The sequence below is a fragment of the Acidovorax carolinensis genome, from assembly GCF_002157145.1.
Taxonomy (GTDB): domain Bacteria; phylum Pseudomonadota; class Gammaproteobacteria; order Burkholderiales; family Burkholderiaceae_C; genus Acidovorax; species Acidovorax carolinensis.
Genome location: NZ_CP021361.1, coordinates 2,168,520 through 2,190,035, shown reverse-complemented (window position 1 = coordinate 2,190,035; position 21,516 = coordinate 2,168,520). Strand labels below are relative to the sequence as shown.

Here is a 21,516-nt window from a genome sequence, read left to right as displayed (position 1 = left end):
GAGTCCCTCGTCGCGGCCCGCGCCGGCTTGATAATCTGCGCGCATGAACAACGTTTTTCCTGCAGATGCTGGCGAGGTGCGGCAATGGCTGCAGGGCGCAGGCCACATTGCCGTGCTTACCGGTGCGGGCGTCAGCGCCGAGTCGGGTGTGCCCACTTTTCGCGGGGCGCAAACCGGCTACTGGGCGCAGTTCCGCCCCGAAGACATGGCGACCGAGGAAGGCTTTCGCGCCCACCCCCGGCGCGTGTGGGACTGGTACCAGCACCGGCGCGATCTGCTGGCCGGCGTGCAGCCCAATGCGGCCCATGTGGCGCTGGCGCAGTTTCAGCAGCAGCAACCCGGGCGCCTCACACTGATCACCCAGAACGTCGATGGCCTGCACCAGCGCGCGGGCAGCACCGGCGTGCTGTGCCTGCATGGCGACATATTTGCCGAGCGCTGGCTCGACACCCCGCGCAACTGCTGCCACATCGACCACGCCGTGGCCGACCACCCGCCGTACTGCGACCGCTGCGGCAATATGGTGCGGCCGGGCGTGGTGTGGTTTGGCGAGGCACTCCCGTATGACACGCTGGAGGCCGCCCAAAAGGCCGCCCGCGCCTGCGACCTGATGCTGGTGGTAGGCACGGCGGGCGCCGTGTACCCGGCGGCGGGGCTGGCCAGGCTGGCGCGCGAGGCCGGTGCGCGCGTGGCCATCATCAACCCGGCCGCAAGCGCGCTCGACGATGTGGCCCATGCGCTGCTGTGTGGCACGGCCGCCAGCGTGTTGCCCGCCTTGCTGGCGCCTCCTTGAGCCTTCTCAAAATGCGCGCATCGTTGCCTCGGCCGTCGTGTTGCTGCAACCTTGTCGCACAATGGACCGTGCGTTGCCGGGGGCGTCTTTAGCCTGCGCCGCTGTTCCACTGTTTCGGGCGTAGTTACACCATGAGTCGTCGTCAATTTCTGCTGCGCGCCACGCGGGCCTGTGCCACTGCGGGGCTGCCCGCATGGGCCCCGGTTGCACGGGCATCCGAAGAGTGGATGACGGCCCGTTACGTGAACCTGGGCTGCTCGATTGCGCTTTCCGGCCCGCTGGGCCAGGCAGGCATTGAACATGTGGCCGGCATGAAAGCGGCGTTTGCCGAACTGAACCACGCGGGCGGCGTGCATGGCCGCGAGATCCGCATGGACGCCAAGGACGATGGCTATGTGGCCAGTCGCACCCTGCAGAACATCACCGAGATGGTCGAGGCGCAAACCGTCTTTGCCCTCATCTCGCCGCTTGGCACGGCCAACACGGCGGCCATCCTGCCGCTGATAGAAAGCAAGGGCATTCCCACCGTGGGGCCCGTCACCGGAGCGCCTTCGCTGCGCAGCGCCGAGCAACGCCATGTGTTCTTTGTGCGCCCAAGCTACCGCGACGAAAGCATTCGCCTGGTCAAGCAGGTGGTGCAGATGGGCCTCAAGCGCATTGCCGTGGTGTATCTGGACAACCCCTTTGGAAAAGAAGTGCTCAGGGACATGGCACAGGCTCTGGACAGCGCCAAGGTCGAGCGCGCCGGGCAGTTCGCCCTGGCGGTGGACGGCAACAACGCTGCCGCGCTGGCCGACAGGGTGGCGGCCGAGCGCCCCGGGGCCGTGCTGCTGGCGACCACTGGCAAGGCCAACACGGCCTTCGTGCTGGCGTTTCGTGCCAGAGCGCAAGGGGTGCCGTTGGCGGGGCTGTCGGTGTCGGTGATCCCTTCCGAACTGCCCAAGCTGGCCGCCGCCACCCGCGGGCTGGCGCTGGCGCAGGTGTTTCCCGATGCCACCTCGCAAAAGTCAGTGGTGGTGCGCAGATTTCAGGCCACGATGAAGGCCGTGGGCGCCAACCCCACCTATCTGACCAGCGGCAGCAGCCTGGAAGGCTGGCTCAATGCCCAGGTCATGATCGAAGGCCTGCGCAAAGCGGGCAAGGACCTCACGCGTGAGCGCCTGCGCGCGGGCTGGCCGGCATCCACTCGCTGTCGGTGGGCGATTTCCATATCGGCTTTGGCAGCAAGGGCCCGTATGTGGGTTCGGATTCGATCTATCTGGCCATCTATGCAGAAAACGGTCGGCGCCTGAGCTGAGCGGCTTGCGCCCGCCGCTACACCAGCCCCAGCGCCCCCAGCAGCGCCCCGGCGCCCAGCAGCCACAGCAGGTGCAGCCGGGTGCGCCACACCAGCAGCGTGCACACCAGCGTGAGCAGCCACAGCGGCCAGTCGGTGGCCGGGTTGCCATGGGCACCGCTCAGCAGCCAGGCGGTGGCCAAAAGCAGCCCGATCACCACCGGCGCCATGCCCTGCTTGAAGGCGCGCACGCTGCGCCGTTCGCGGTTGCGGTGACCCCAGCGCGTGGCCAGCCAGGTCAGCGTGGTGCTGGGCAGCATGATGCCGACCATGCTGAGCGCCATGCCCAAAGCGCCGCTGGCCCAGGCTGCCGGACCGGCGCCGCCGGTGTTGATGCCCACGTTCCAGCCCAGCAACGCAATGAACAGCACATTGGGCCCCGGCGCCGCCTGCGCGATGGCAATGGAGGCATTGAACTGGAAATCGGTCAGCCAGCCCTGGCGCTCCACCAGAAAGCGGTGCATGTCGGGCGCGGTGGCAATGGCGCCGCCCACGGCCAGCAGCGAGATCGAGATGAAGTAGAGAAAGAGGTTCAGCCAGTCCAGCGGCTGCAGCGCAATGGCGTGGGTCATGGCGCAATCCTTCTCCAGGTCAGGACGCAGGCCACGCCGCCCAGCACGGGCAGCACCCAGGCCAGCGGCCAGCGCAGCAGGGCCATGCCGGCAAAGGTGAGGGCGACCAGCGCGGTGCACAGCCAGGGGCCCAGCGGGTGATTGCGCAGCGCCGCCGCCAGCTTGAAGCCCGTGCCCGCAATCAGCCCGGCGGCCACGGCGCCCATGCCGCGCAATGCGCCCGCCACGGCCGGGTGGCTGGCAAATTGCGCATACACCAGCGCCAGCGCCAGCACCACCAGCAGCGGAAAGGTGAGCATGCCCGCCAGCGCCGCGATGGCGCCGCGCAGACCGAAATGGCGGTCGCCGATCATCACCGAGAGATTGACCACGTTGGGCCCCGGCATGATCTGGGCCACGGCCCAGTCTTCGACGAACTCCTCGTTCGTCATCCAGCGCTTTTTTTCCACCAGCTCGCGCTGCACCACCGCCAGCACGCCGCCAAAGCCCTGCAGCGCCAGCCAGGTGAACGACCAGAACAGGTCGGCCGGGTTGCGCGGCTGCGGCCGCGCTTCGGTTGCATCAGGGGAGGGCGAGGGCGCGGACATGATGAATAGGGTGAAATAGGCCTTTGGCGCAATAATCATCAGCGCTGGCAGCTATGAAAACAGGAGTTTACCGGAGGCTTGGGCAGGCCAGGGGCGTGGCGCTCCATCGTAAGCCGCCAGGCAGGCAGCCCCCCTGGCCCCGGCATCGCGAACGGCGACAGGGGCATCATGATTGCTGATGGGTGGCGCGCGTGCGCAGCAGCAGATCACCGGCACCGGCGCGGTGCCGCTGGACTAGGATAGGAAGCTGCCGCGCCGCCGACCACCTGCGACGATTCGGCAACGCAGACATACAAGGACACACCCATGAAACTGGTTCGTTATGGTCAACCCGGCGCCGAGCGCCCCGGCGTGCTGGATGCCCAAGGCGTGCTGCGCGATCTGTCGATGCTGTTGCCTGAACTGGGCCCTGCCCAGCTTGGCCCGCGCACCTTGTCGGCCCTGGCGGCGCTCGACACCAGCCGCCTGCCCGCCGTGGCGGGTGCGCCGCGCCTGGCGTGCCCGGTGGCGGGTGTGGGCAAGATCGTCTGCGTGGGGCTGAACTATGCCGACCACGCGCTCGAAGCTGGCATGCAGGCGCCCGCCGAGCCCGTGCTGTTCATGAAAGCCATTACCGCCCTGAGCGGCCCGAATGACGCGGTGCGCATTCCGCCCGGCGCGCGCAAGACCGACTGGGAGGTTGAGTTGGGCATCGTCATCGGCACCCGGGCCAGCCACGTCAGCGAAGGCGCCGCGCTGCAGCATGTGGCGGGCTACGTGCTGGCCAACGACGTATCCGAGCGCGCCTGGCAGACCGAGCGCGGCGGCCAGTGGGACAAGGGCAAGAGCTACGACACCTTCGCCCCCATCGGCCCCTGGCTGGTGACGGCCGACGAGGTGCCCGACCCGCACGCCATCGACCTGTGGCTGGAGGTCAACGGCCAGCGCGTGCAAAACGGCAACACGCGCAACTTCATCTTTGGCGTGCCCACCGTGGTGTCCTACATCAGCCAGTTCATGACACTGGAGCCCGGCGACATCGTGCTGACGGGCACTCCCGCCGGTGTGGGCCTGGGCCAGAAGCCCGCGCCCTGGTTCCTCAAGCCCGGCGACGTGATGCGGCTGGGCGCCACCGGGCTGGGCGAGCAAACCCAGACCTGCGTGGGCGGCTGAGGGCAGGGGCCCGCATCGGGGTGAAAGAGGCCGCTGGCCCTGGCGCCGGGCGGCCTCAGCCGGCAAGGCCATCGCCATCAGGCTGGCGCACAGGCCACCAGCCCCTCAGCCGATTTGCCCGCGCAGCCGGTGCGACTTGTTGCGCCAGCCCGCCTGCTCGGGGTATTTGACCTTGAAGGTCTTGATGTCGGCCTGGGTGGCGTATTTCACGCGGAAGATCTTGAACGTGGCATCGGCCTCGTAATCCACAAAGCACCACTGCGCGTCACCCTCGGCCTGCTGGCGGAATGGCAGTTCATACCAGCACAGGTCTGCCTGGGTCTCAAAAGGCACTTCAAACACGCTTGCGTCGGCCTTGCTTGCCAGCGCTGCCACCAGAATCTTTGCCATGCGCAACCTCCTGCGAAAGGGTGAAACCCAACGCGTACATGTTATCGGACCGCACCGCTGGCTGCATGGTGGCCAACCCCGCCACGCCGCGCAGCGGTGGTTACCCGTGCCGGGGCATGCCAGGGTGAAAATGCTGACAGCGGTTTGCGCCGCAGGCTGACATGCCGGTGCGCCCGCCGCAGGCCACACTGCCATGCGATGCAGCCCATGCGCTGCGCCTCAAGGCCCGCCATGCTGAATTCTCACCGTCACGCAACGCACCGCTCCGGTGGCACGCAGCACCGTGGCCAGGGCCTTGGCCAGTGGCGGCTGGGCAAGCTGCTGGCCGTGGTGGCCATCACCGCCCTGGGCGCCTGCGCCGAGCCCGCCCCCCTGCCGCCCGAGGCGGGCATGGGCCCAACGCCCACGCTGCCGCCACCCGTGCATTCCACCGTTCCCACCGTGCTCATTGCGCCAGCGGTGGGCTGGCCCGCCGGCACCCAGCCCACGCCCATGAACGGCCTGCGCGTGACGGCGCTGGCCACGGGGCTTGACCACCCGCGCTGGGTGCTGGTGCTGCCCAATGGCGACGTGCTCGTGGCCGAGAGCAACGCGCCTGCCAAGCCAGCCAGCGCCGGGGGCATCAAAGGCTGGATCACCGGCCTGGTGATGAAGCGCGCCGGTGCGGCAGTGCCCTCGGCCAACCGCATCACCCTGCTGCGCGATGCCGATGGCGACGGCATCGCTGAAACCCGCACCACCTTTTTGCAGAACCTGCACTCGCCGTTTGGCATGGCGCTGGTCGGCAACGCCCTGTATGTGGCCAACACCGATGCGGTGCTGCGCTTTGACTACCAAAGCGGCCAGACCGCCATCACCAGCCCCGGCACCAAGCTGCTCGACCTGCCCGCAGCCCCCATCAACCACCACTGGACCAAGAACCTCATTGCCAGCCCCGACGGCAGCAAGCTTTATGTCACCGTGGGTTCCAACAGCAACATTGGCGAAAACGGCATGGCCGCCGAAGCCGGCCGCGCCGCCATCTGGGAAGTAGACCGCCTCACCGGCGCCCACCGCGTGTTTGCCTCGGGCCTGCGCAACCCCAACGGCCTGGGCTGGCAACCCGACACCAGCGCGCTGTGGACGGTGGTGAACGAGCGCGACGAACTCGGCAACGACCTGGTGCCCGACTACCTCACCTCGGTGAAAGACGGCGCTTTTTACGGCTGGCCCTACAGCTACTACGGCCAGAACGTGGACCCGCGCGTGCAGCCGCCCCGGCCCGACCTGGTGGCCAAGGCCATTGCGCCCGACTACGCGCTGGGCTCGCATGTCGCCCCGCTGGGCCTGGCGTTTGCCACCGGCCCGGCGTTGTTGCCCACACTGGCCAGCGGCGCCTTTGTGGGCGAGCACGGCTCGTGGAACCGTAAACCCCGCAGCGGCTACAAGGTGGTGTTTGTGCCGTTTGCCAACGGCCAGCCGGTGGGTTTGCCGATTGATGTGCTCACCGGCTTTGTCAGCCCTGACGGCAAGGCCTGGGGCCGCCCCGTGGGCGTGGCTGTCGACCCGCGCGGCGCACTACTGGTGGCCGACGATGTGGGCAACGCGGTGTGGCGGGTGACCCGTGCCCCGGCACCGTGAGCGCGGCACTGGGGCAATGCGATAGGAATCGGGTCTTTAGCGCCTGTAGCGCCCGTCCATAAAGCGCAACCAGCTATTAATAATGTAGTGAATTGCGATGCCAGCTACCGCGCGGCGCACGCCCCGCTGTCGGCAGCCGGTGCGCCTTTCAGCTCCACGATCAGCACATGGGTGGGCGTGGTGCCAATGTTTTCGCCAATGTGCGTCTGTGCGTCCGACCACATCACATCGCCCGCCTTGAAGCTGCGCCTGAGCACCTTGCCATCGGGCAGCGTCAGCGTGCGCTCAAAGGGCCCAGCGCATACAGCACAAAGGCGGGGTGGTGATGCTGGTGCGTCCTCTCGCCCGGCTGGTCGCGGTAGTCGAGCACGCGCACGCAGGGGTTTTCCAGCACCACCTTGTATTTGTCGCCATCGGTCGCTACAGCGTCCTGCGCCCCTGCGCAGGGCACCAGCAACGCAAGACCCAGCCCCAGCACCATGCGGATCATGAGAGCCTCCACCATGCCGAGCCGTAGCAGGCGGCCCCACCAGCCAGCTCGGCTCGAGGCTGGGGGCCGTCAGAGCAGCCATGGTGCGCGTTCGCATTTCCAAATGCAACCCTGAAGGATGAACTGCATCACTCCCTGCGGTCGGCGGCAGCGCGCCCTCGGGCGATCTGCCGTGTTGCTATTCTTGCCAATAGCCCCGCCATTGGCAGCAGAAAGACGCCTTGCGGCCCATCCCGATCCGCACTACTGCGGATGCGCGACGGTGATGCGGGCCCTTCTTAACAATTGCCCTTCTTCGCCTGGCCAGGAGGGCAAAACTTGCCTTTGCCCGAATCGTGTGGCCCCGATGGGTCAACCACTACGGCACCGGATGGTGTGTATACGGCGCAGCCCGTTGTAGCGGCTGCAAGGATAAACATTGCTATGAGGGTTCTCATTTGGGGTCCTGGGTTGTGGGTGAAGCAGTCAGTTTATATGCATGTAGCCGGATGTTATTTATGCCGCAGAACCTACCGATTGGGATGGGCAAGGAGGGGTTGTTCCGAATGCGGGCCTCTCCTGTTGATCTGGTCGCTGACCGTTCGCCCTGAAAATGGCGCAGGACTTCGACCAGCAGGGCCCGAACGGTATTGCCGACTGCCAAGAGCCGGGTCGATAACGCCTCGCTCGGTTGACTCCCCACCCGATTGCCCCATACCCTGCAAGCCTTCACCATTTCCACAAAGACACGCCCCATGAGCTCTGCCACACGCCGCCTTCACCCTGAACGCCACCGCACCGACCGCATTGGCTGGCTGCGCGCCGCCGTGCTGGGGGCCAACGACGGCATCGTGTCCACCGCCAGCCTGGTGGTGGGCGTGGCGGCGGCGCAGGCCAGCCAGTCCACCATTTTGATGACGGCGGTGGCCGGGCTGGTGGCCGGGGCCATGTCGATGGCGGCGGGCGAATATGTGTCGGTGCACTCGCAGGCCGACACCGAAAAAGCCGACCTCGACCGCGAGCGCGGCGAGCTGGCCACCGACCCCGCCGCCGAGGTGCGCGAGCTGGCCAGCATCTACGAGCGCCGGGGGCTGGACGCCGCGCTGGCGCAGCAGGTCGCCAGGCAGCTGATGGAACACGACGCGCTGGGCGCCCATGCGCGCGACGAGCTCGAAATCTCCAGCGCCATGACGGCCCGCCCCGTGCAGGCCGCGCTTACCTCGGCCGCCGCCTTTGCCGCCGGCGCCGCCTTGCCGCTGGTGGTGGCCGCCGTGGCGCCCGCCAGCAGCTTGCTGTATTGGGTGGCCGGCACCGCGCTGGTGTTTCTGGCCCTGCTGGGCGGCGTGGCCGCGCGCACGGGCGGCGCGGGCGTGCTGGTGGGCGCCTGGCGCGTCACCTTCTGGGGCGCGCTGGCCATGGCCATCACGGCAGGTGTGGGGCGCTGTTCGGGGCGCCGGTGGGGTAATGCGGGGTTTGGCGCCGGGTTAGGGGTGAAACAAGGCGTAAACGCTTATCGGATAAGCGCTGGCAGCTATATTTTTTGAAGTGAACGCTCCGTGAGCTGCGGGGCTGTTTGCCGCCCCAGCGCAAGCGCCCCTACGCCATCGCCACGCGGTCGCGTCCCGCTGTTTTTGCGGCGTACAGCGCTGCATCGGCCCGGGCATACAGGCTGGCGGCATCTTCCTTGTCGTGCAGCGTGGCGGCGCCAATGCTGACCGTGGTGGGCTGCCCCAGCCAGTTCGACCGGGCCACGGCGCTGCGCATGCGTTCGGCAACTTCGTGGGCGCCCCCGGCGTCGGTGTTGGGAAGGATCACCGCGAACTCTTCGCCCCCAACCCGCGCCACCACGTCGATCACCCTGGCGCAGCCGCCCAGCAACTGGGCGATGGCCACCAGCACTTTGTCTCCGGCTTCGTGGCCGTAGGTGTCGTTGATGCGTTTGAAGTGATCAACGTCCAGCATCAGCAGGCTCAGCGGCGTGCCCCTGCGCTCCACAATGGCCAGCTCCAGCTGAAGGCTGTGGTCAAAGGCACGCCGGTTGGCCACGCCGGTCAGCGCGTCGGTGGTGGCCATTTCGCTGAGTGCCCGGTTCAGCGCATCGACTTTTTGAATCTGCGCCTGCAACTGCTGGTTGAGCGCGCTGGCGTCCTTCAACGCCATGCGCAGTCTGATTTCGCGCATGGCAGAGTGCGCCAGCTCGGAGATGATCTCCACGTCCTGCTCGGTCCACTGTTTGGGCTTGAAATCCACGGCGCAAAAGCTGCCCAGCACTTCGCCGCTTTCAGTGCGCAGCGGAATGCCGGCATAGGCCCTGATTCCCAGCGACTTCACCGTGGGCACATCCCGAAAAACGGGCAGTTGCGTGACGTCTTCCAGGATCAGCGCCTGCCCCGACACCAGTGGATAGTGGCAAAACGTGCGCCCGCTCAATTGGCGGGTGGTGCCCAGGCCATAAGCGCTTTTGTAGAAATCGCGGTCTGCGTCCAGCAGCGACACAAAGGTGACGGGCGCCCCCGTGAGCTTGGCCGCCAGGCGGGTCAGCCGGTCAAAAACCTCTTCAGGCGGGGTGTCCAGCAAGCCGGTGTCACGCACCGCAGCCAGGCGCCTTGGGTCGGTCAGGGCCGCCTGGATCTGGGCTGCATCAGCAGGGGTCGTGGGTTTTGATTCCATGGCGCATCGTAACAATGAGGTCTGAGGTTGTTACATATTCGCCGGATGGATCAAGGGCCTATGGCTCCCTGGGCCCCGCGCATCTCACCGTTCGGGTAAAGCCACAGCCGTTCGGGCTGCGCTGGCCGAAGCCGGCGCGCGCTTTGGGTGCAGCCCGTTAACGGGCTCGGGGCGGCCGGCGTTGCACGCTGGCATGTCGAATATCACCAAAAATAGCCGCCAGCGCTTTGTGGATGAGCGCTAACAGCTATCAAACCAAGAGCAATCGCATTACCCTCGCCACGCCACTTCGCCCCCGGTGGCCACGCCCTGCGCGCGGCCCAGGGCCTCCAGCGTTTGCCGCAGCATGGGCAGGCATTTATTTCCAGGGGCCCGGGCCTTTGACGTGCGGTTCGATGGGGCCCAACGTGCACTGCGCACCCTGCGGCCGGGGCCACAGCGGTGCGCAGGGTGCTTTGCGGCGGTTCAAGCCAGGCGTTTACCCGCCGAACTTGTCTTCCAGATAGCGCCCTGGCCGGGCCATCATCATGCCGCCGATGGCCATGGGCACCACGGTGGCCACATACACCCACAGCGGCGTTGTCCAGCTGCCCGACACGGCATACAGCCAGCCGCCCAGCAACGGCCCCAGCGTGCCCGCCAGGTAGCCAATGCCCATGGCAAAACCGGCGATGGACGCCGAACCCATGGTGGTGCGGGTGCGCAGGTTGAACATGGCAATGGCCAGCGGAAACGCACCGCCCGCCAGGCCCGCCACCAGCGTCATCAGCCAGGCCGGCCCCACGCCAAAGATCATGCCCAGGTAGCCCAGCGGCCCTGCTGCTGCCAGCAAGGCGGCCAGGGGCATGGGGTTTTTGAGCTTGTTGGCGATCAGCGGCGTGACAAAAGCCATGGGCAGCGTCATGAAGGTGTAAACCGAGAACGCCACGCCCACGGCATTGCGGTCCAGCCCCAGGTGCTGCTGCAAGATGGTGGGCAGCCAGGCCAGCATGGCGTAGATGTTGAGCGACGCCATGGCGTAAAACAGCGCCGTGCCCAGCGCCACCGGGCTGGTCACGAGCTGGGCCAGCCCCAGTTTTTGCGTGGCGGGCGCGGCGGCGGCGGCCCCCGCCTGCGCTGCGCCGGGCTGGGCGCTGCGCATTTTCAACAGCTGAATGGCCCACGGCACCACCGCCACCAGCGACAACACCCCCCATGACGCCAGCGAGGCCTGCCAGCCCAAGGCGTTGGCCACCGGGATGGCCGTCATGGCGGGCAGCGTGGCACCCGCCTGCATCAGCAGCGCGAACACCGTCACCATGCTGGCCTGCCGGTCAGGAAAATACTTTTTGACCAGCGGCGCGCCCACCACGTTGCCCATGCCCATGCCCACCAGGGCCACCACGCTCAGTGCGATGAAGACCGGCGCGCTGCCGACAAAGGGGCGCGCCAGCGTGCCCGCGGCGGCCAGGGCCACGGCCAGCAGCGCGGTCTGCTCGGCGCCGATCTTGCGCACGACGACCGGGGCCAGAAACCCCGCCGCGCCAAAGCACAGCGTGGGCAGCATGCCGATCAGCGTGGCGCCCGCCGTGCCCATGCCCAGCGCTTCGCGCACGTCGGAAAGCAACGGCGACAGGCCCGTGACCGCATGGCGCAGGCCAATGCCCAGCAGCACCAGCCCGATCAAAATGGCTGCGCGGCCCTGCCACAGCCCACGGGGCGGCGTGGCCGCTGCGCCCGCGGCACTTTTTGTTGCCGCGCCCACCGAGGCGGACGGGGTGTTGGGGGTGGCCGCCATGATCAGCTCGCTGCCTTCGAGTCCCCATCAATCGGGAACATCTGGCCCGAAATCGTGCGGGCGTGGGGGCCTGCCAGAAACACCGCCAGCGCGGCAATGTCCGCCGGGTTGATGAACTTCTTGACCGACTGGTTGGCCAGCGCCAGATCGGTTTCTTCCTGCACCGTGCGGCCCGACACCTTGGCCCGCCCCTCAAAAACCGATTGAATGCGCGGCCCGTCCACGGCGCCGGGGTGAATGCTGTTGGCGGTGATGCCCAGCGGCCCCAGCTATAGCGACAAGGTTTTGGTAAAGCCCACCAGGCCCCACTTGGTGGTGGAATACGCCACCCGGTTGGCATAGCCAAAGCGCCCGGCCAGCGAAGACATCACCAGGATAGAGCCCGCGCCCGATGCCTTGAGCAACGGAATGGCCCGCTGCGTCACCATGAAGGTACCCGTCAGGTTGATGCCCACCACCGCATTCCAGGTGTCCATGGGGTAATCGGCCACGGGTGCGGTGGCGCCGGCAATGCCCGCGTTGTTGACCAGCACATCCAGCCCGCCCAGCTGGGCCTGCACATCGTTGAACAGGGTGTCCAGGTCGGCGGCCTTGCTGATGTCGCCCACGCTGCCGGTAATGCCGGGGTTGCTTTGGGTAATTTGCTGCACCGCCTCGGCATTCACGTCGGCAATGTGCACGCGCGCGCCGTTGGCCACGAAGGCCTTGGCAATGGCCAGGCCGATGCCGCCGGCGCCGGCGGTGATAAGTACGCGTTGGGTCATGATGAAACTCTCCTGGGTTGAATTGAAGAGGCTGAACAGACCGCCATTACGCAAAACTGCGGGGCCGACAGTCAATGCCTTTCATCGGAGCTGCAGAGAGTCTTCAAAAGGCGGGGTTCAGTGGGCCGGTGGGTTGTTCCGCAGGCCTGTATTTATATTACCAGCAGGACGATTGTGCCGGTAGTTTGCAAAATTCGACTTCACCGTTCCATCCATATAGCTAATGTGTGCTTGGCCCTTTGCCTTTTGGTGTCGCCATGCCTCGGATGGCGACACGCGGCGCAGCGCGGCGCATCACCCCCGCCACGCCACTTCGCCCCCGGTGGCCACCGCCTGCGCGCGGCCCAGGGCTTCCAGCGTTTGCAGCAGGGTGGGCAGGCCCTTCTTCCAGGGGCCACGGCCCTTGAAGCGCTGCTCGATGGCGTTCAATGTGAGCGGTATCGGGCTGGCGGCCAGCGCATCAGCCACGGCGCGCACTTGCTCGGGCAGGGTGGGGGGCCAGGGGAGCTGCTGGGGTTTGGTTTGCTCTGGTTTTGATAGCGATTTTTCACTGTCCAAATCAGCCTCTGGCGCTTGTTCTTCCTGCGGCAGCAGCTCCTGTTTTTGCACTGAATTTTGCGGATTTTGAAAGTCAGGCCGCAGCCAGCGCACGCGGCCCTGGGCTTCCTCCTGCGCACGCTGGGTGTTGAGCTGCACCAGGTGGGCCAGGATGTCGTCGGTGCTGGCCGTGGCGGGCAAGCCGTAGGCGGCCAGCACCGCGGCGTCCAGCTCGTCGTGCAGCTCGCGCAGCACGCCCACCAGGCCCTGGGCGTGCTGGGTTTTCTCTTTGGCGGTGAGTGCCCGGCCTTCGCGCAGGGCGGCCAGCACGTTGTAGATGCCGGTGAGCGTGAGGCCGGTGTGGCCCGCTTCGGGCGCCAGCACGCGCTTGCGGTGAGCGTCGATCTGCTCGGCGAGCTGCGCGATGCGCTCGCGGAGCTGCGGGGTCAGGCCGGTGTCTTCGTCGGGGAAGGGGAAGGTTTCGAAGCAGCGGGATTTGTTGTAGCGCGGGCGATCTTCCAGCGTGCCGCCGGTTGCCAGCGCCCATTCTGTGTGCAACTGGCTCGACAGAACGCCCAGCGCCAGCGCATCGTTCACGGCGATGGCAATCAGCATGTTGTCCGGCAGGATGCTGGCATCGAGGAACTGGAAGGTGCGGTGCTTGGAGGTTTCGACGGTGGCGATGTAGCGGGGCAGGCCGGCCAATGCGGGGCGCAGTTCTCTGCGTGGTTCTCCAAAAATCCACCAGTTGTCGCGATAAGTGGCCCGGTTGTTTTGGTCGCGCTCTGGTTTCACCCGCTCCAGTAGCCATTGGTATATCGCTGGGTGTTGAGCGCGTAGTGTTTCTGCATCCAGACCAAAGGCGTCAATGATGCGAACCCCTCTCGGCTTGTCGGTCAGGTCACGCCCATTGCGGTAGTCGTGAACAAGTGCGGAGCTTCCAAGAGCAGCAGCCTCTGCGGGCGTGACCAGAAAGCCAGATCCGTGGAGCTTGACGCCGGGCGACGAAATGCCTGCCATGGCCTGCAACGGTTGGGCCGCTGCCACATTGGCGCCCACGCTCAAATCGGCATGAACCAGCCCGGCGCGCTCAGCCAGTTGCACGGCCACTTCCCCGTGTTCACCGGGCTGTTCGTCCGTCACGGTGAACAGCAGCCCTCGCCCGCACCGGGTGCCAGCACGGTCATGGCAATGCGCACGGCGGCGCCGTTGGCGCCATCCACCCACGGATGGTCGGGAACGGTCATTTCCAGGTGCGTGCCCTTGTCCAGCGCGGCCTGCACCACGCGGCGGTTGAAGGTCTGGCGCAGGCTGTTGGTGGTGATGAGCCCCATGCGCCGCGTGTGACCTGCTGCCACTTGCGCGGCGGCGTGGTGCCACCAGAACATTACAAAGTCTGCGCTCTCGGGCACCTCGGGCCAGGCGCCGCGCAGGGCTTGCACATAGCCATCGCCCAGGGCAGCGCGCATGCTGGCGGCGCCAATGAACGGCGGGTTCCCCACAATGAAATCCGCCTGCGGCCACTGCGCCTGCCGGGCGCCTACATAGCGCCACTGCGGCACCTGCGCGGCTTCGTCGGGCACCTGCTCGCCCGTCACGGGGTGGGTCTTGAACGTGGTGCCGTCCCAGCGGCTGAGCAGCTGGCCGGCGTCGTCATACGCCAGTTCTTGCGCGTCCCAGGCCAGCACGGCGTCGCGGCATTCGATGTTGCCGTAGTTGTGCACCACGGGTTCGGCCACGGCGGCGTTGCCTCGGGTGCGGATGTGTCATTGCAGGTAGCCAATCCACAGCACCAGTTCGGCCAGGGCGGCGGCGCGTTCGTTCAGCTCGATGCCGCGCAGTTGCTGCAGCGTGACGGTTTCGCCTTCAAAGCCGAGCTGGTCTTGGGTGTGCCCCAATGCTTCAAGCTGGTTGACGACTTCGCCCTCCAGGCGCTTCAGGTGTTCCAGCGTCACGTACAAAAAGTTGGCGCTGCCGCAGGCGGGGTCGAGCACGCGGGTGGTGCACAGCTGGTGGTGGAATTTTTTCACCTCGGCGCGGGCCTCGGCCAGTTTGGCTTCCATCGCTTTGCCTTGCAGCGCGGCGGCTTCGTGCGCCAGCACCAGGGCGGCGGCCTGGGCGTTGGCCCAGTCGGCGCGCAGAGGCTCGATCACGGTGGGCAGCACCAGGCGCTCTACGTAAGCGCGGGGCGTGTAGTGCGCGCCCAGGGCGTGGCGCTCGGCGGGGTCGAGGGCGCGCTCCAGCAGGGTGCCGAAGATGGCGGGCTCGACCTCGCGCCAGTTGGACTTGGCGGCGGCTATCAGCAGGTCGATCTGCTCGGGCGTGAGCAACAGGCTGTAGCCGTCTTCGCCTGCGCCCTTGAACAGCTTGCCGTTGAAGTGCAGCACGGGCTTGGCCAGCGCGGCGCTGAAGCCGCCCCGGTCCATGTCGGCCCACAGAATGCGCAGCATGTGCTGCAGCGTGGCCGGGTCGTCGCGGTGGGTTTGCAGCAGGCCCAGAAAGGCGCCTTTGGGCAGCAGCTCGACGTCCTCCGCAAACATGGAAAACAGGCAGCGCGTGAGAAAATTTGCTACTTTTTCAGGAGCTATAAACGCTTTACTATGTTGCGCTAGATCGGTATTTTGCGAAAATTCTGGTCGGCTGGTCGGCTGGTCGGCTGGTCGGCTGGTCGGCTGGTTTCGAGCGACTTGGCGAGGCGCGCCAGCAGCGCGGCCACGTCGCGGGTGACCTGGGCGCTGATGCGGGCGGGGTTCAGGCTGTCGGGGTCGGTCCAGATGCGGCGCAGGCGGTCTTGCACCTCGGGGCGGGCCAGGTCGGTGAGCTGCAGGCGGTGGCTGCGCGGGTCGGGGAAAGGGGTGTAGGTGCCGCCGGTTTTGCTGAACTCGGCATACACCTCGATGACGGTGCCCACGTCCACCACCAGCACAAAGGGCGGGCGGCCTTCGGTGCCGGGCAGGGCGCGGGCGTAGGCCTCGCCCTGGCTGCGGGCGCGCAGCAGGCCGTCGTCAAAGCCTTTGGTGTGGCTGCCGGCCTTGAGCTTTTTGGCCTCGAGCACGAAGTGGCCGCGCCGGTAGCAGTCGATGCGGCCGGCGCTGGTGCTGCCGTCGCCATGGGCAAACGTTACCGGGCGCTCGAACATGTAGGTTTGCTCGGGCGTGGGGTGGGGTTTGTCCACCCCCAGCAGGGCGCACAGGTCCATCACAAAGCTTTGCGCGGTGGCCAGCTCGCTGGCGGTGTTGTGCTGCCAGCGCTGGATGAAGGCCTGGGTGGCGGTGGCGTCGATGGCGGCGGTGGCTGTAGAAGTCATGCAATGGGGGTCAGCGAAGGTCAAAGGCCCAGGGCGGTGGCGCCGCCTTGCAGGCGCTGCAGCACGGTGCGCTGCATGGCGGGCGGGCGGTGTGCAGCAGTTGCGGCCAGTCGGCCTGCGCCAGTCTAACTACATCCCGTAACAAAGCCAGGTGCCTGGGCACGCGCAGCAGGCCGGCGGACTTGAGCAGGGCCTGCATGTCGTGCCAGGTGAAGGCGCGCAGGGTGCGGTCGATGGCGCGGTTGACGGCGTATTGGGCCTCGGGCACGCCATCAAAAAACGCGGCCACGCACACCGGGTCGTACACCGGGGCGAGCTGGGGCGTGCGGCCGTCGGGGTAGATGAGGGCCCAGTTTTTTAAATGCGCGTCGGTGTTGCCCATGAGGATGAAGGCCACCATGCGGGCCAGAAACTCGCGCGTGTCCTGCACGGGCTGGCTGCTCAGGCGGTTGAGCACGCGCAGCATGGTGGCCCAGTCTTGCTGGATGCCTTTGCCGTATTTCTGGCGCGGGGTGTACGCCAGCACCTGGTTGAACTCTTCCATGTGCACGCGGGCGCCGCCGGGCAGGTGGTCAAAGCGCTGCACGGCCAAGATGTCGTTGAAGGGCACGGTGGCGGGCAGGTCGGCCTGGGCGCGGGTGATGATGCGGGCATCGGCACAGTGCAGGCCCAGCGCCTTGCACAGCTGGTAGCCGGTGTATTCATTGGCCACCAGGTCGGGGTGGGTGGTGGTGGGCAGCTTCAAGATCACGCTGCCCGCCGCGCCCTGGCGGTGCACGGTGTAGCGGCGGCCATCCTGCACGGCGCTGAACTTGGTGACCACGCCGGGCAGCGAGGCGGCGTCTTCCACGGGGTATTCGACAAAGCCGGGCTCGAGCACATCGAGGCCCTGCGTGGTGTGCCAGTGGCGCACTACATCGGGTATGCCGTCTTGCGCGGGCACGGGCTCTACCTCCAGCGCGCCCATCAGGTCGTGGCCAGCGGCGGCCAGCAGCTCGAACTCGTCGTCGGGGCTGCAGCCGCGCTCGCGCGCGAGGCGCTCGCGGTTGTGGCCCTCGGGCAGCAGGTTCTGAAAATACACCGGCCAGCGCCCGTCGGTGCGCACCAGCCGCGCATCGCGCACCGAGCCCAGAATTTGCTGCGTGGCGGCCTCGTCGGCGCCCTGGTAGCTGAGCGACAGCGTGGGGCGCTGCGGGTTGCGGATGTAGGCCTCGTCAAACGACACGCGCAGGATGTCGCCATATTGCGAGAGGTAGCCAATGGCCTCGCGGCCGCCCGGCGCGCCGCTGGCCAGCGCGGGGCGGTGCAGGTACAGGCGCAGGTAGCGGATGGAGGTGGACATGGTGGTGCCGATCATCATCCTGGGCGGGATGGATCAACCGGGGCGACTGAGGCTGTCCACCACTGAGGGCGGCGCATCCACGCCCTCGGGCTGGCCCAAAAACTTTCCGCCCGACTGGATGAACGTTTGCAGGATGGGCCGCAGGCTGCTGGGCACGGCAATGATGTCCAGCCCCAGCACGCGCGCCATTTCGGCCAGGGTGGAGTAGCGGGGGTCGAGGTCGCCGCCTTCGGTGCGCTGCACCGTCATGCGCGAAAGGCCCGCGCTTTCGGCCAGCTGGGCCTGGGTGATGTGTTGGGCCTTGCGGGCGGCGGCCAGGGTGGTGATCAGGTCGTTGTGCATGATCGTGAATATACGCTTTTTATTAAAAATGTATATTTTAAGTAGCCAACTGACAAAAAAAGACCGCCTGGGTGGGCGGTCTGTGAGGGGTTACCTTGGAGAGGTTGGGGGTGCAACAAGCCCGTGGATTGGCTTATGCGAATGTGTTGACCTGGGTGCCCAGCGTGCCCGATGTTGCCAGGGCGGGCTGGGGTTGGGGCAGGGCCTGCAGCAAGGTGGCTGCGGCGCTGGCCTGCACGTCCAGGGCTTTTTTCAGCACGGTGATGTGGATGGCATCCGACGTCTGGCGGCTGGCCAGGGCGGTGGAGGTGCTGACGATGCTGTTGGTGAGGCCGACGTCCATGCGGGGTTCCTTGATTTGTTGTCTTGTTATCGGCAACCGGGCGCCGCGCTGGAGGGGTGTTACACCTTTGCGGTCACTCCAGCGCCGGAACGCCCAGGGCGGGGCACGAGGCGAGGTCGGACTCGGGCGCATTGGCAGCATCGGCCAGCTGGCGTGCCGCGTCGCGCAGCGCGGTGCGCAGGCCTTCCTCCAGCACCGGGTGGTAGAACGGCATGCCCAGCAGCTCATGCACCGTGAGCTTTTGTTGCACGGCCAGGGCCAGCAGGTGGGCCATGTGCTCGGCTTCGGGGGCGCACATTTCGGCGCCTTGCAGGCGACCCGTGGTGCGGTCGGCATACACCTGCAGGCGCCCGTGGTTGCGCTGGGCGGCGCGGGCGCGGCCCTGGTTTTCAAAACGGACGGTGCCGGTGACGGTGTGGGCGCTGTCCAGGTCGGCCAGGCGCTGGCCCACTACGGCCACCTGCGGATCGCAAAACACAATGGTCAGCGGTGTGCGGCGCTGAAAGCGCGTGGGCGCAACCGCAGGCGCCGCAGCAGGTGCGAGAGCGCAGGCCATGGCGTTGATGCCGGCAATGTGGCCTTCGTCGGCGGCCTCGTGCAGCAGCGGGGCATGGGCGTTGGCGTCGCCGGCCAGGAAAACCGGCAGGTCACCGATCTGCTGGGTTTGCGGGTTGACGGCGGGCATGCCGCGCGGGTTGAGCGGCACCCCCAGTGCCTGCAGGCCCAGGTGCTCGATGTTGGGCACGCGGCCCATGGCGGCGATGACCTGGTCCACCACCACGCGGTTGGGGCCGCTGCGTACCTCGATGCCGCCCGCCACTTCGCGCAGCTCGGCCGGGGCGCCGGTATGCAGCACCATTTCGTGCTTGAGCAGGGCGGCCAGCTCGGCGTTGAGCGCGGGGTCTTTCAGGCCGGCCAGGTTGGGGCTGGTGGTGAAGGCAGCCACCTCGATGCCCAGGCGGGCCAGCGCCTGCGCAATCTCCACGCCAATCACACCCATGCCGATCACGGCCATGCGCGGGCCCAGCATGGGCTGCTCAAACAGGGTGTCGGTGGTGAGCATGCGGTCGCCAAACGCCAGCCATTCATCGGGCACGCGGGGGCGTGAACCGGTGGCGATGATGATGCTGCGCGTGGCGTAGGTGGTGCCGTCAATGTCTACCGCGTTGGGGCCCAGCACGGTGGCGCTGCCTGCAATGCGGGCTGCGCCCAGCGTTTCGGTGGCTTGCAGGGCACCGGCCACAAATTGGTCGCGCAGGCTGCGCACACGCTGCAGCACGGCGGCAATGTCGGCGCTCAGGCCCGTGGCGCCGCGCAGGCCAAATGCGTCGAACGTGTGGCGGCGGTGAAAGGCGTTGGCCGCTTCGATGAGCGCCTTGGACGGCATGCAACCCACGCGCGCGCAGGTGGTGCCCCAGGGGCCTTCGTTGACGATGAGGTAGCGGTCGGTGCGCTTGCGCACTTCGCGCAGCGCGGCCAGGCCTGCCGTGCCTGCGCCGATGATGACGGTGTCGAGCGGTTGGCTCATGCGGTGTCTCCCCAGGGGCCGAGAAAGCTGCAGTGTGCGGGCGCAGCGGCCGGGCGGCTTGTAGGCGCACAGGCAGTGCGCGTGGCGGTGGGGGGCTGCAAGGCGGGCGTTGGGCACGCGCCGTGCCCTGGCTTCGACCGGCTCAGCCCGAACGGACGGCGTGAGAGATCGAAATGAAGTCGCTCATCCAGTTTTATTGGGCTTAACCGCTTGCTGGCAGAGCGCCTGCAGCTATATTTTATGTAGCTGTTTCGACCGCGTGGGCCCGAATATTGGCCTGTGCCGATGGGGTGGGCTTTTGCTTGCGTGCCTGCAGGTTGGCGCGCACGAAGGCCTCGAAATGCTCGGGCAGCAGTGGGCGACTGTAGTGGTAGCCCTGCACCTGGTCGCAGCCGCGCGCGCGCAGAAAGTCCAGTTGCTCTGCGGTTTCCACGCCTTCGGCGATGGTGGTCATGCCCAGGCTGTGGGCCATCTGGACGATGGCGGTGGCAATGGCCTGGTCGTCGGTGTCGGTGCCGATGTCGCGCACGAACGACTGGTCGATTTTGAGCTGGTTGATGTTGAAGCGCTTGAGGTAGCTGAGCGACGAGTAGCCGGTGCCAAAGTCATCGATGGACAGGCGGATGCCGCGCTGGCTCAACTCCTGCATCTTCTGGGCGGCAACTTCCGGGGTCTTCATGGCCACGGCTTCGGTCAGCTCCAGTTCCAGCGCTTCGGGCGGCACGCCGGTCTGGCGCAGCAGCTGGCTCACCATGTCGGTCAGCCCGGCTTGGCCAAACTGCACCGCCGAGAGGTTGACCGCCACGGTCATCATGGGCAGGCCGGTGTCGAGCCAGGCGCGCAACTGGCGCAGCGCGGTGAGCAGCACCCATTCGCCAATGGGCACGATGAAGCCGTTGGCCTCGGCCAGCGGAATGAATTCGGCGGGCGACACCACACCCCATTGCGGGTGGTTCCAGCGCAGCAGGGCTTCGGCGCCGATGATGCGGCCATCGTGCAGCGACACCTGCGGCTGGTAAACCAGGTGCAGTTCGTTGCGCGGCAGGGCCTGTTTGAGGGCGTTGCTCAGGGCCAGCGCGCGCGATGAGTGCACCTGCATCTCGGGCGTGAAGAAGCGGTAGCTGTTGCGGCCGTCGTCCTTGACGCGGTACATGGCGATTTCGGCATTTTTGAGCAGGGCCTCGAGCTCGCGGCCATCATTGGGCGAGATGGCGATGCCAATGGATGCGGTCAGAAAAATTTCCTGCCCCGCCACCTGCACCGGCTGCGCCAGCACGTCGAGCAAACGGGTGCAGAGCTTGGCAGCTTCGTCCTGGCTGGTGTGGGGCAGCAGGGCGACAAAGTCATCGCCCGAGTGGCGCGACAGCGTGGCGTTGTCTTGCAGGCTGGTGCGCAGGCGCTGGGAGATTTCCAGCAGCAGCAGGTCGCCCGCGTTGTGGCCCAGCGAGTCGTTCACGTCCTTGAACCGGTCGAGGTCGATCCACAGCACGGCCAGGGCGTTGGTTTGGCTGATCACATAGTCAAAGTGCTTGCCTAGCATGACACGGTTGGGCAGGCCGGTGAGCTGGTCATGGTGCGAGAGCTGCTGGATGCGCTCGGCGGCCAGTTTGCGCTCGGTGATGTCTTCTTTGTGGGCGAGGTAGTTGGTGACCACGCCCTCGGCATTGCGCACCGGGTAAATGAGCACCGATTCGGTGAACTCGCGCCCGCTCTTGCTGCGGTTGGTCAACTCACCCTGCCAAGGCTTGCCCTGGGTGAGCTGGTCCCACATGCCCTGGTAGGTGGCCGAGGGCGTTTTGCCCGACTGCAGGATGCGCGGGTTTTTACCCAGCACTTCGTCGGCGGTGTATTCGCTGGAGCGGGTGAAGGCGTCATTGACAAATTCGATGCATCCCTGCAGGTCGGTGATGACGATGGGCAGGGGCTTTGGGATACGGCCAGCGAGAGCTTGCGCATCGCCTCGTCGCTTTCCAGGCGCTGGGTGATG

20 protein-coding genes and 2 pseudogenes are annotated in these 21,516 nt (G+C 66.8%); 5 read left to right on the top strand and 17 right to left on the bottom strand.

Going from position 1 to position 21,516, the window contains the following annotated elements; genetic code table 11:
* Window positions 1-43: 43 nt before the first annotated feature.
* Window positions 44-793 (top strand): SIR2 family NAD-dependent protein deacylase, encoded by a 750-nt coding sequence (locus CBP34_RS10140; RefSeq protein WP_086912485.1) that lies wholly within the window; start codon window positions 44-46, stop codon window positions 791-793.
* A gap of 131 nt (window positions 794-924) precedes the next feature.
* Complete coding sequence (locus tag CBP34_RS10135) at window positions 925-2,085, top strand: ABC transporter substrate-binding protein (RefSeq protein WP_236748398.1); 1,161 nt, start codon at window positions 925-927, stop codon at window positions 2,083-2,085.
* A gap of 22 nt (window positions 2,086-2,107) precedes the next feature.
* On the opposite strand, the gene CBP34_RS10130 is transcribed toward CBP34_RS10135, so the two are convergent.
* Window positions 2,108-2,701, bottom strand: coding sequence for a chromate transporter (locus tag CBP34_RS10130; RefSeq protein WP_094097956.1), 594 nt, complete (start codon window positions 2,699-2,701; stop codon window positions 2,108-2,110).
* A complete protein-coding gene (locus tag CBP34_RS10125) occupies window positions 2,698-3,288 on the bottom strand; it encodes a chromate transporter (protein ID WP_094099130.1) in 591 nt (196 codons plus the stop codon). The genes CBP34_RS10130 and CBP34_RS10125 overlap by 4 nt, the downstream gene beginning before the upstream one ends.
* Before the next feature lie 306 nt (window positions 3,289-3,594).
* Between CBP34_RS10125 and CBP34_RS10120 the strand changes: the two genes are divergently transcribed.
* Complete coding sequence (locus CBP34_RS10120) at window positions 3,595-4,440, top strand: fumarylacetoacetate hydrolase family protein (protein ID WP_094097955.1); 846 nt, start codon at window positions 3,595-3,597, stop codon at window positions 4,438-4,440.
* Window positions 4,441-4,545: 105 nt separating this feature from the next.
* Here CBP34_RS10120 and CBP34_RS10115 read toward each other — a convergent pair whose 3' ends face one another.
* Window positions 4,546-4,830: a 7(1) septoil knot domain-containing protein gene (locus CBP34_RS10115; protein ID WP_086912481.1), complete on the bottom strand. Its 285-nt coding sequence runs from the start codon at window positions 4,828-4,830 to the stop codon at window positions 4,546-4,548.
* 231 nt (window positions 4,831-5,061) lie between these two features.
* Here CBP34_RS10115 and CBP34_RS10110 point away from each other — a divergent pair, with 231 nt between their 5' ends.
* Complete coding sequence (locus tag CBP34_RS10110) at window positions 5,062-6,450, top strand: PQQ-dependent sugar dehydrogenase (RefSeq protein ID WP_094097954.1); 1,389 nt, start codon at window positions 5,062-5,064, stop codon at window positions 6,448-6,450.
* A gap of 104 nt (window positions 6,451-6,554) precedes the next feature.
* Here the strand turns inward: CBP34_RS10110 and CBP34_RS19775 are convergent, their stop codons facing one another.
* Together CBP34_RS19775 and CBP34_RS19770 are read right to left on the bottom strand one after the other, a co-directional pair.
* Entirely contained in the window at window positions 6,555-6,707 is a 153-nt protein-coding gene (locus CBP34_RS19775; protein WP_208616319.1) for a hypothetical protein, read from the bottom strand.
* Window positions 6,708-6,724: 17 nt separating this feature from the next.
* Window positions 6,725-6,940, bottom strand: a complete 216-nt coding sequence (locus CBP34_RS19770) for a hypothetical protein (protein WP_208616318.1) — start codon at window positions 6,938-6,940, stop codon at window positions 6,725-6,727.
* Between the two features lie 734 nt (window positions 6,941-7,674).
* Between CBP34_RS19770 and CBP34_RS10095 the strand changes: the two genes are divergently transcribed.
* Complete coding sequence (locus CBP34_RS10095) at window positions 7,675-8,463, top strand: VIT1/CCC1 transporter family protein (RefSeq protein ID WP_094097953.1); 789 nt, start codon at window positions 7,675-7,677, stop codon at window positions 8,461-8,463.
* A 52-nt stretch (window positions 8,464-8,515) separates the two neighbouring features.
* On the opposite strand, the gene CBP34_RS10090 is transcribed toward CBP34_RS10095, so the two are convergent.
* From CBP34_RS10090 to CBP34_RS20035, 12 genes and pseudogenes are all read right to left on the bottom strand, one after another.
* A complete protein-coding gene (locus tag CBP34_RS10090) occupies window positions 8,516-9,589 on the bottom strand; it encodes a sensor domain-containing diguanylate cyclase (protein ID WP_094097952.1) in 1,074 nt (357 codons plus the stop codon).
* Between the two features lie 478 nt (window positions 9,590-10,067).
* Window positions 10,068-11,366: an MFS transporter gene (locus CBP34_RS10085; RefSeq protein WP_094097951.1), complete on the bottom strand. Its 1,299-nt coding sequence runs from the start codon at window positions 11,364-11,366 to the stop codon at window positions 10,068-10,070.
* A 2-nt stretch (window positions 11,367-11,368) separates the two neighbouring features.
* Window positions 11,369-12,130: pseudogene (locus tag CBP34_RS10080) on the bottom strand (SDR family oxidoreductase).
* A gap of 294 nt (window positions 12,131-12,424) precedes the next feature.
* Entirely contained in the window at window positions 12,425-13,810 is a 1,386-nt protein-coding gene (locus tag CBP34_RS19765) for a type IIL restriction-modification enzyme MmeI (protein ID WP_208616317.1), read from the bottom strand.
* Complete coding sequence (locus CBP34_RS19760; RefSeq protein WP_208616316.1) at window positions 13,807-14,406, bottom strand: DNA methyltransferase; 600 nt, start codon at window positions 14,404-14,406, stop codon at window positions 13,807-13,809. The genes CBP34_RS19765 and CBP34_RS19760 overlap by 4 nt, the downstream gene beginning before the upstream one ends.
* Window positions 14,407-14,433: 27 nt before the next feature.
* The gene (locus CBP34_RS19755) at window positions 14,434-15,207 is read right to left on the bottom strand and encodes a class I SAM-dependent DNA methyltransferase (protein ID WP_208616315.1); all 774 of its coding nucleotides are present in this window, start codon (window positions 15,205-15,207) and stop codon (window positions 14,434-14,436) included.
* 68 nt (window positions 15,208-15,275) lie between these two features.
* Entirely contained in the window at window positions 15,276-15,974 is a 699-nt protein-coding gene (locus CBP34_RS19750) for a type IIL restriction-modification enzyme MmeI (protein WP_208616314.1), read from the bottom strand.
* Window positions 15,975-15,994: 20 nt separating this feature from the next.
* Window positions 15,995-17,316: pseudogene (locus tag CBP34_RS10070) on the bottom strand (type II toxin-antitoxin system HipA family toxin).
* A gap of 33 nt (window positions 17,317-17,349) precedes the next feature.
* Window positions 17,350-17,658, bottom strand: a complete 309-nt coding sequence (locus CBP34_RS10065; RefSeq protein ID WP_094097950.1) for a helix-turn-helix transcriptional regulator — start codon at window positions 17,656-17,658, stop codon at window positions 17,350-17,352.
* 133 nt (window positions 17,659-17,791) lie between these two features.
* Window positions 17,792-18,001, bottom strand: a complete 210-nt coding sequence (locus CBP34_RS10060) for a YjfB family protein (protein WP_094097949.1) — start codon at window positions 17,999-18,001, stop codon at window positions 17,792-17,794.
* 73 nt (window positions 18,002-18,074) lie between these two features.
* On the bottom strand, window positions 18,075-19,529 hold the full coding sequence (locus CBP34_RS10055; protein WP_094097948.1) for a dihydrolipoyl dehydrogenase: 1,455 nt from the start codon (window positions 19,527-19,529) through the stop codon (window positions 18,075-18,077).
* A 238-nt stretch (window positions 19,530-19,767) separates the two neighbouring features.
* Entirely contained in the window at window positions 19,768-21,417 is a 1,650-nt protein-coding gene (locus CBP34_RS20035) for a putative bifunctional diguanylate cyclase/phosphodiesterase (protein WP_236748572.1), read from the bottom strand.
* Window positions 21,418-21,516 lie beyond the last annotated feature (99 nt).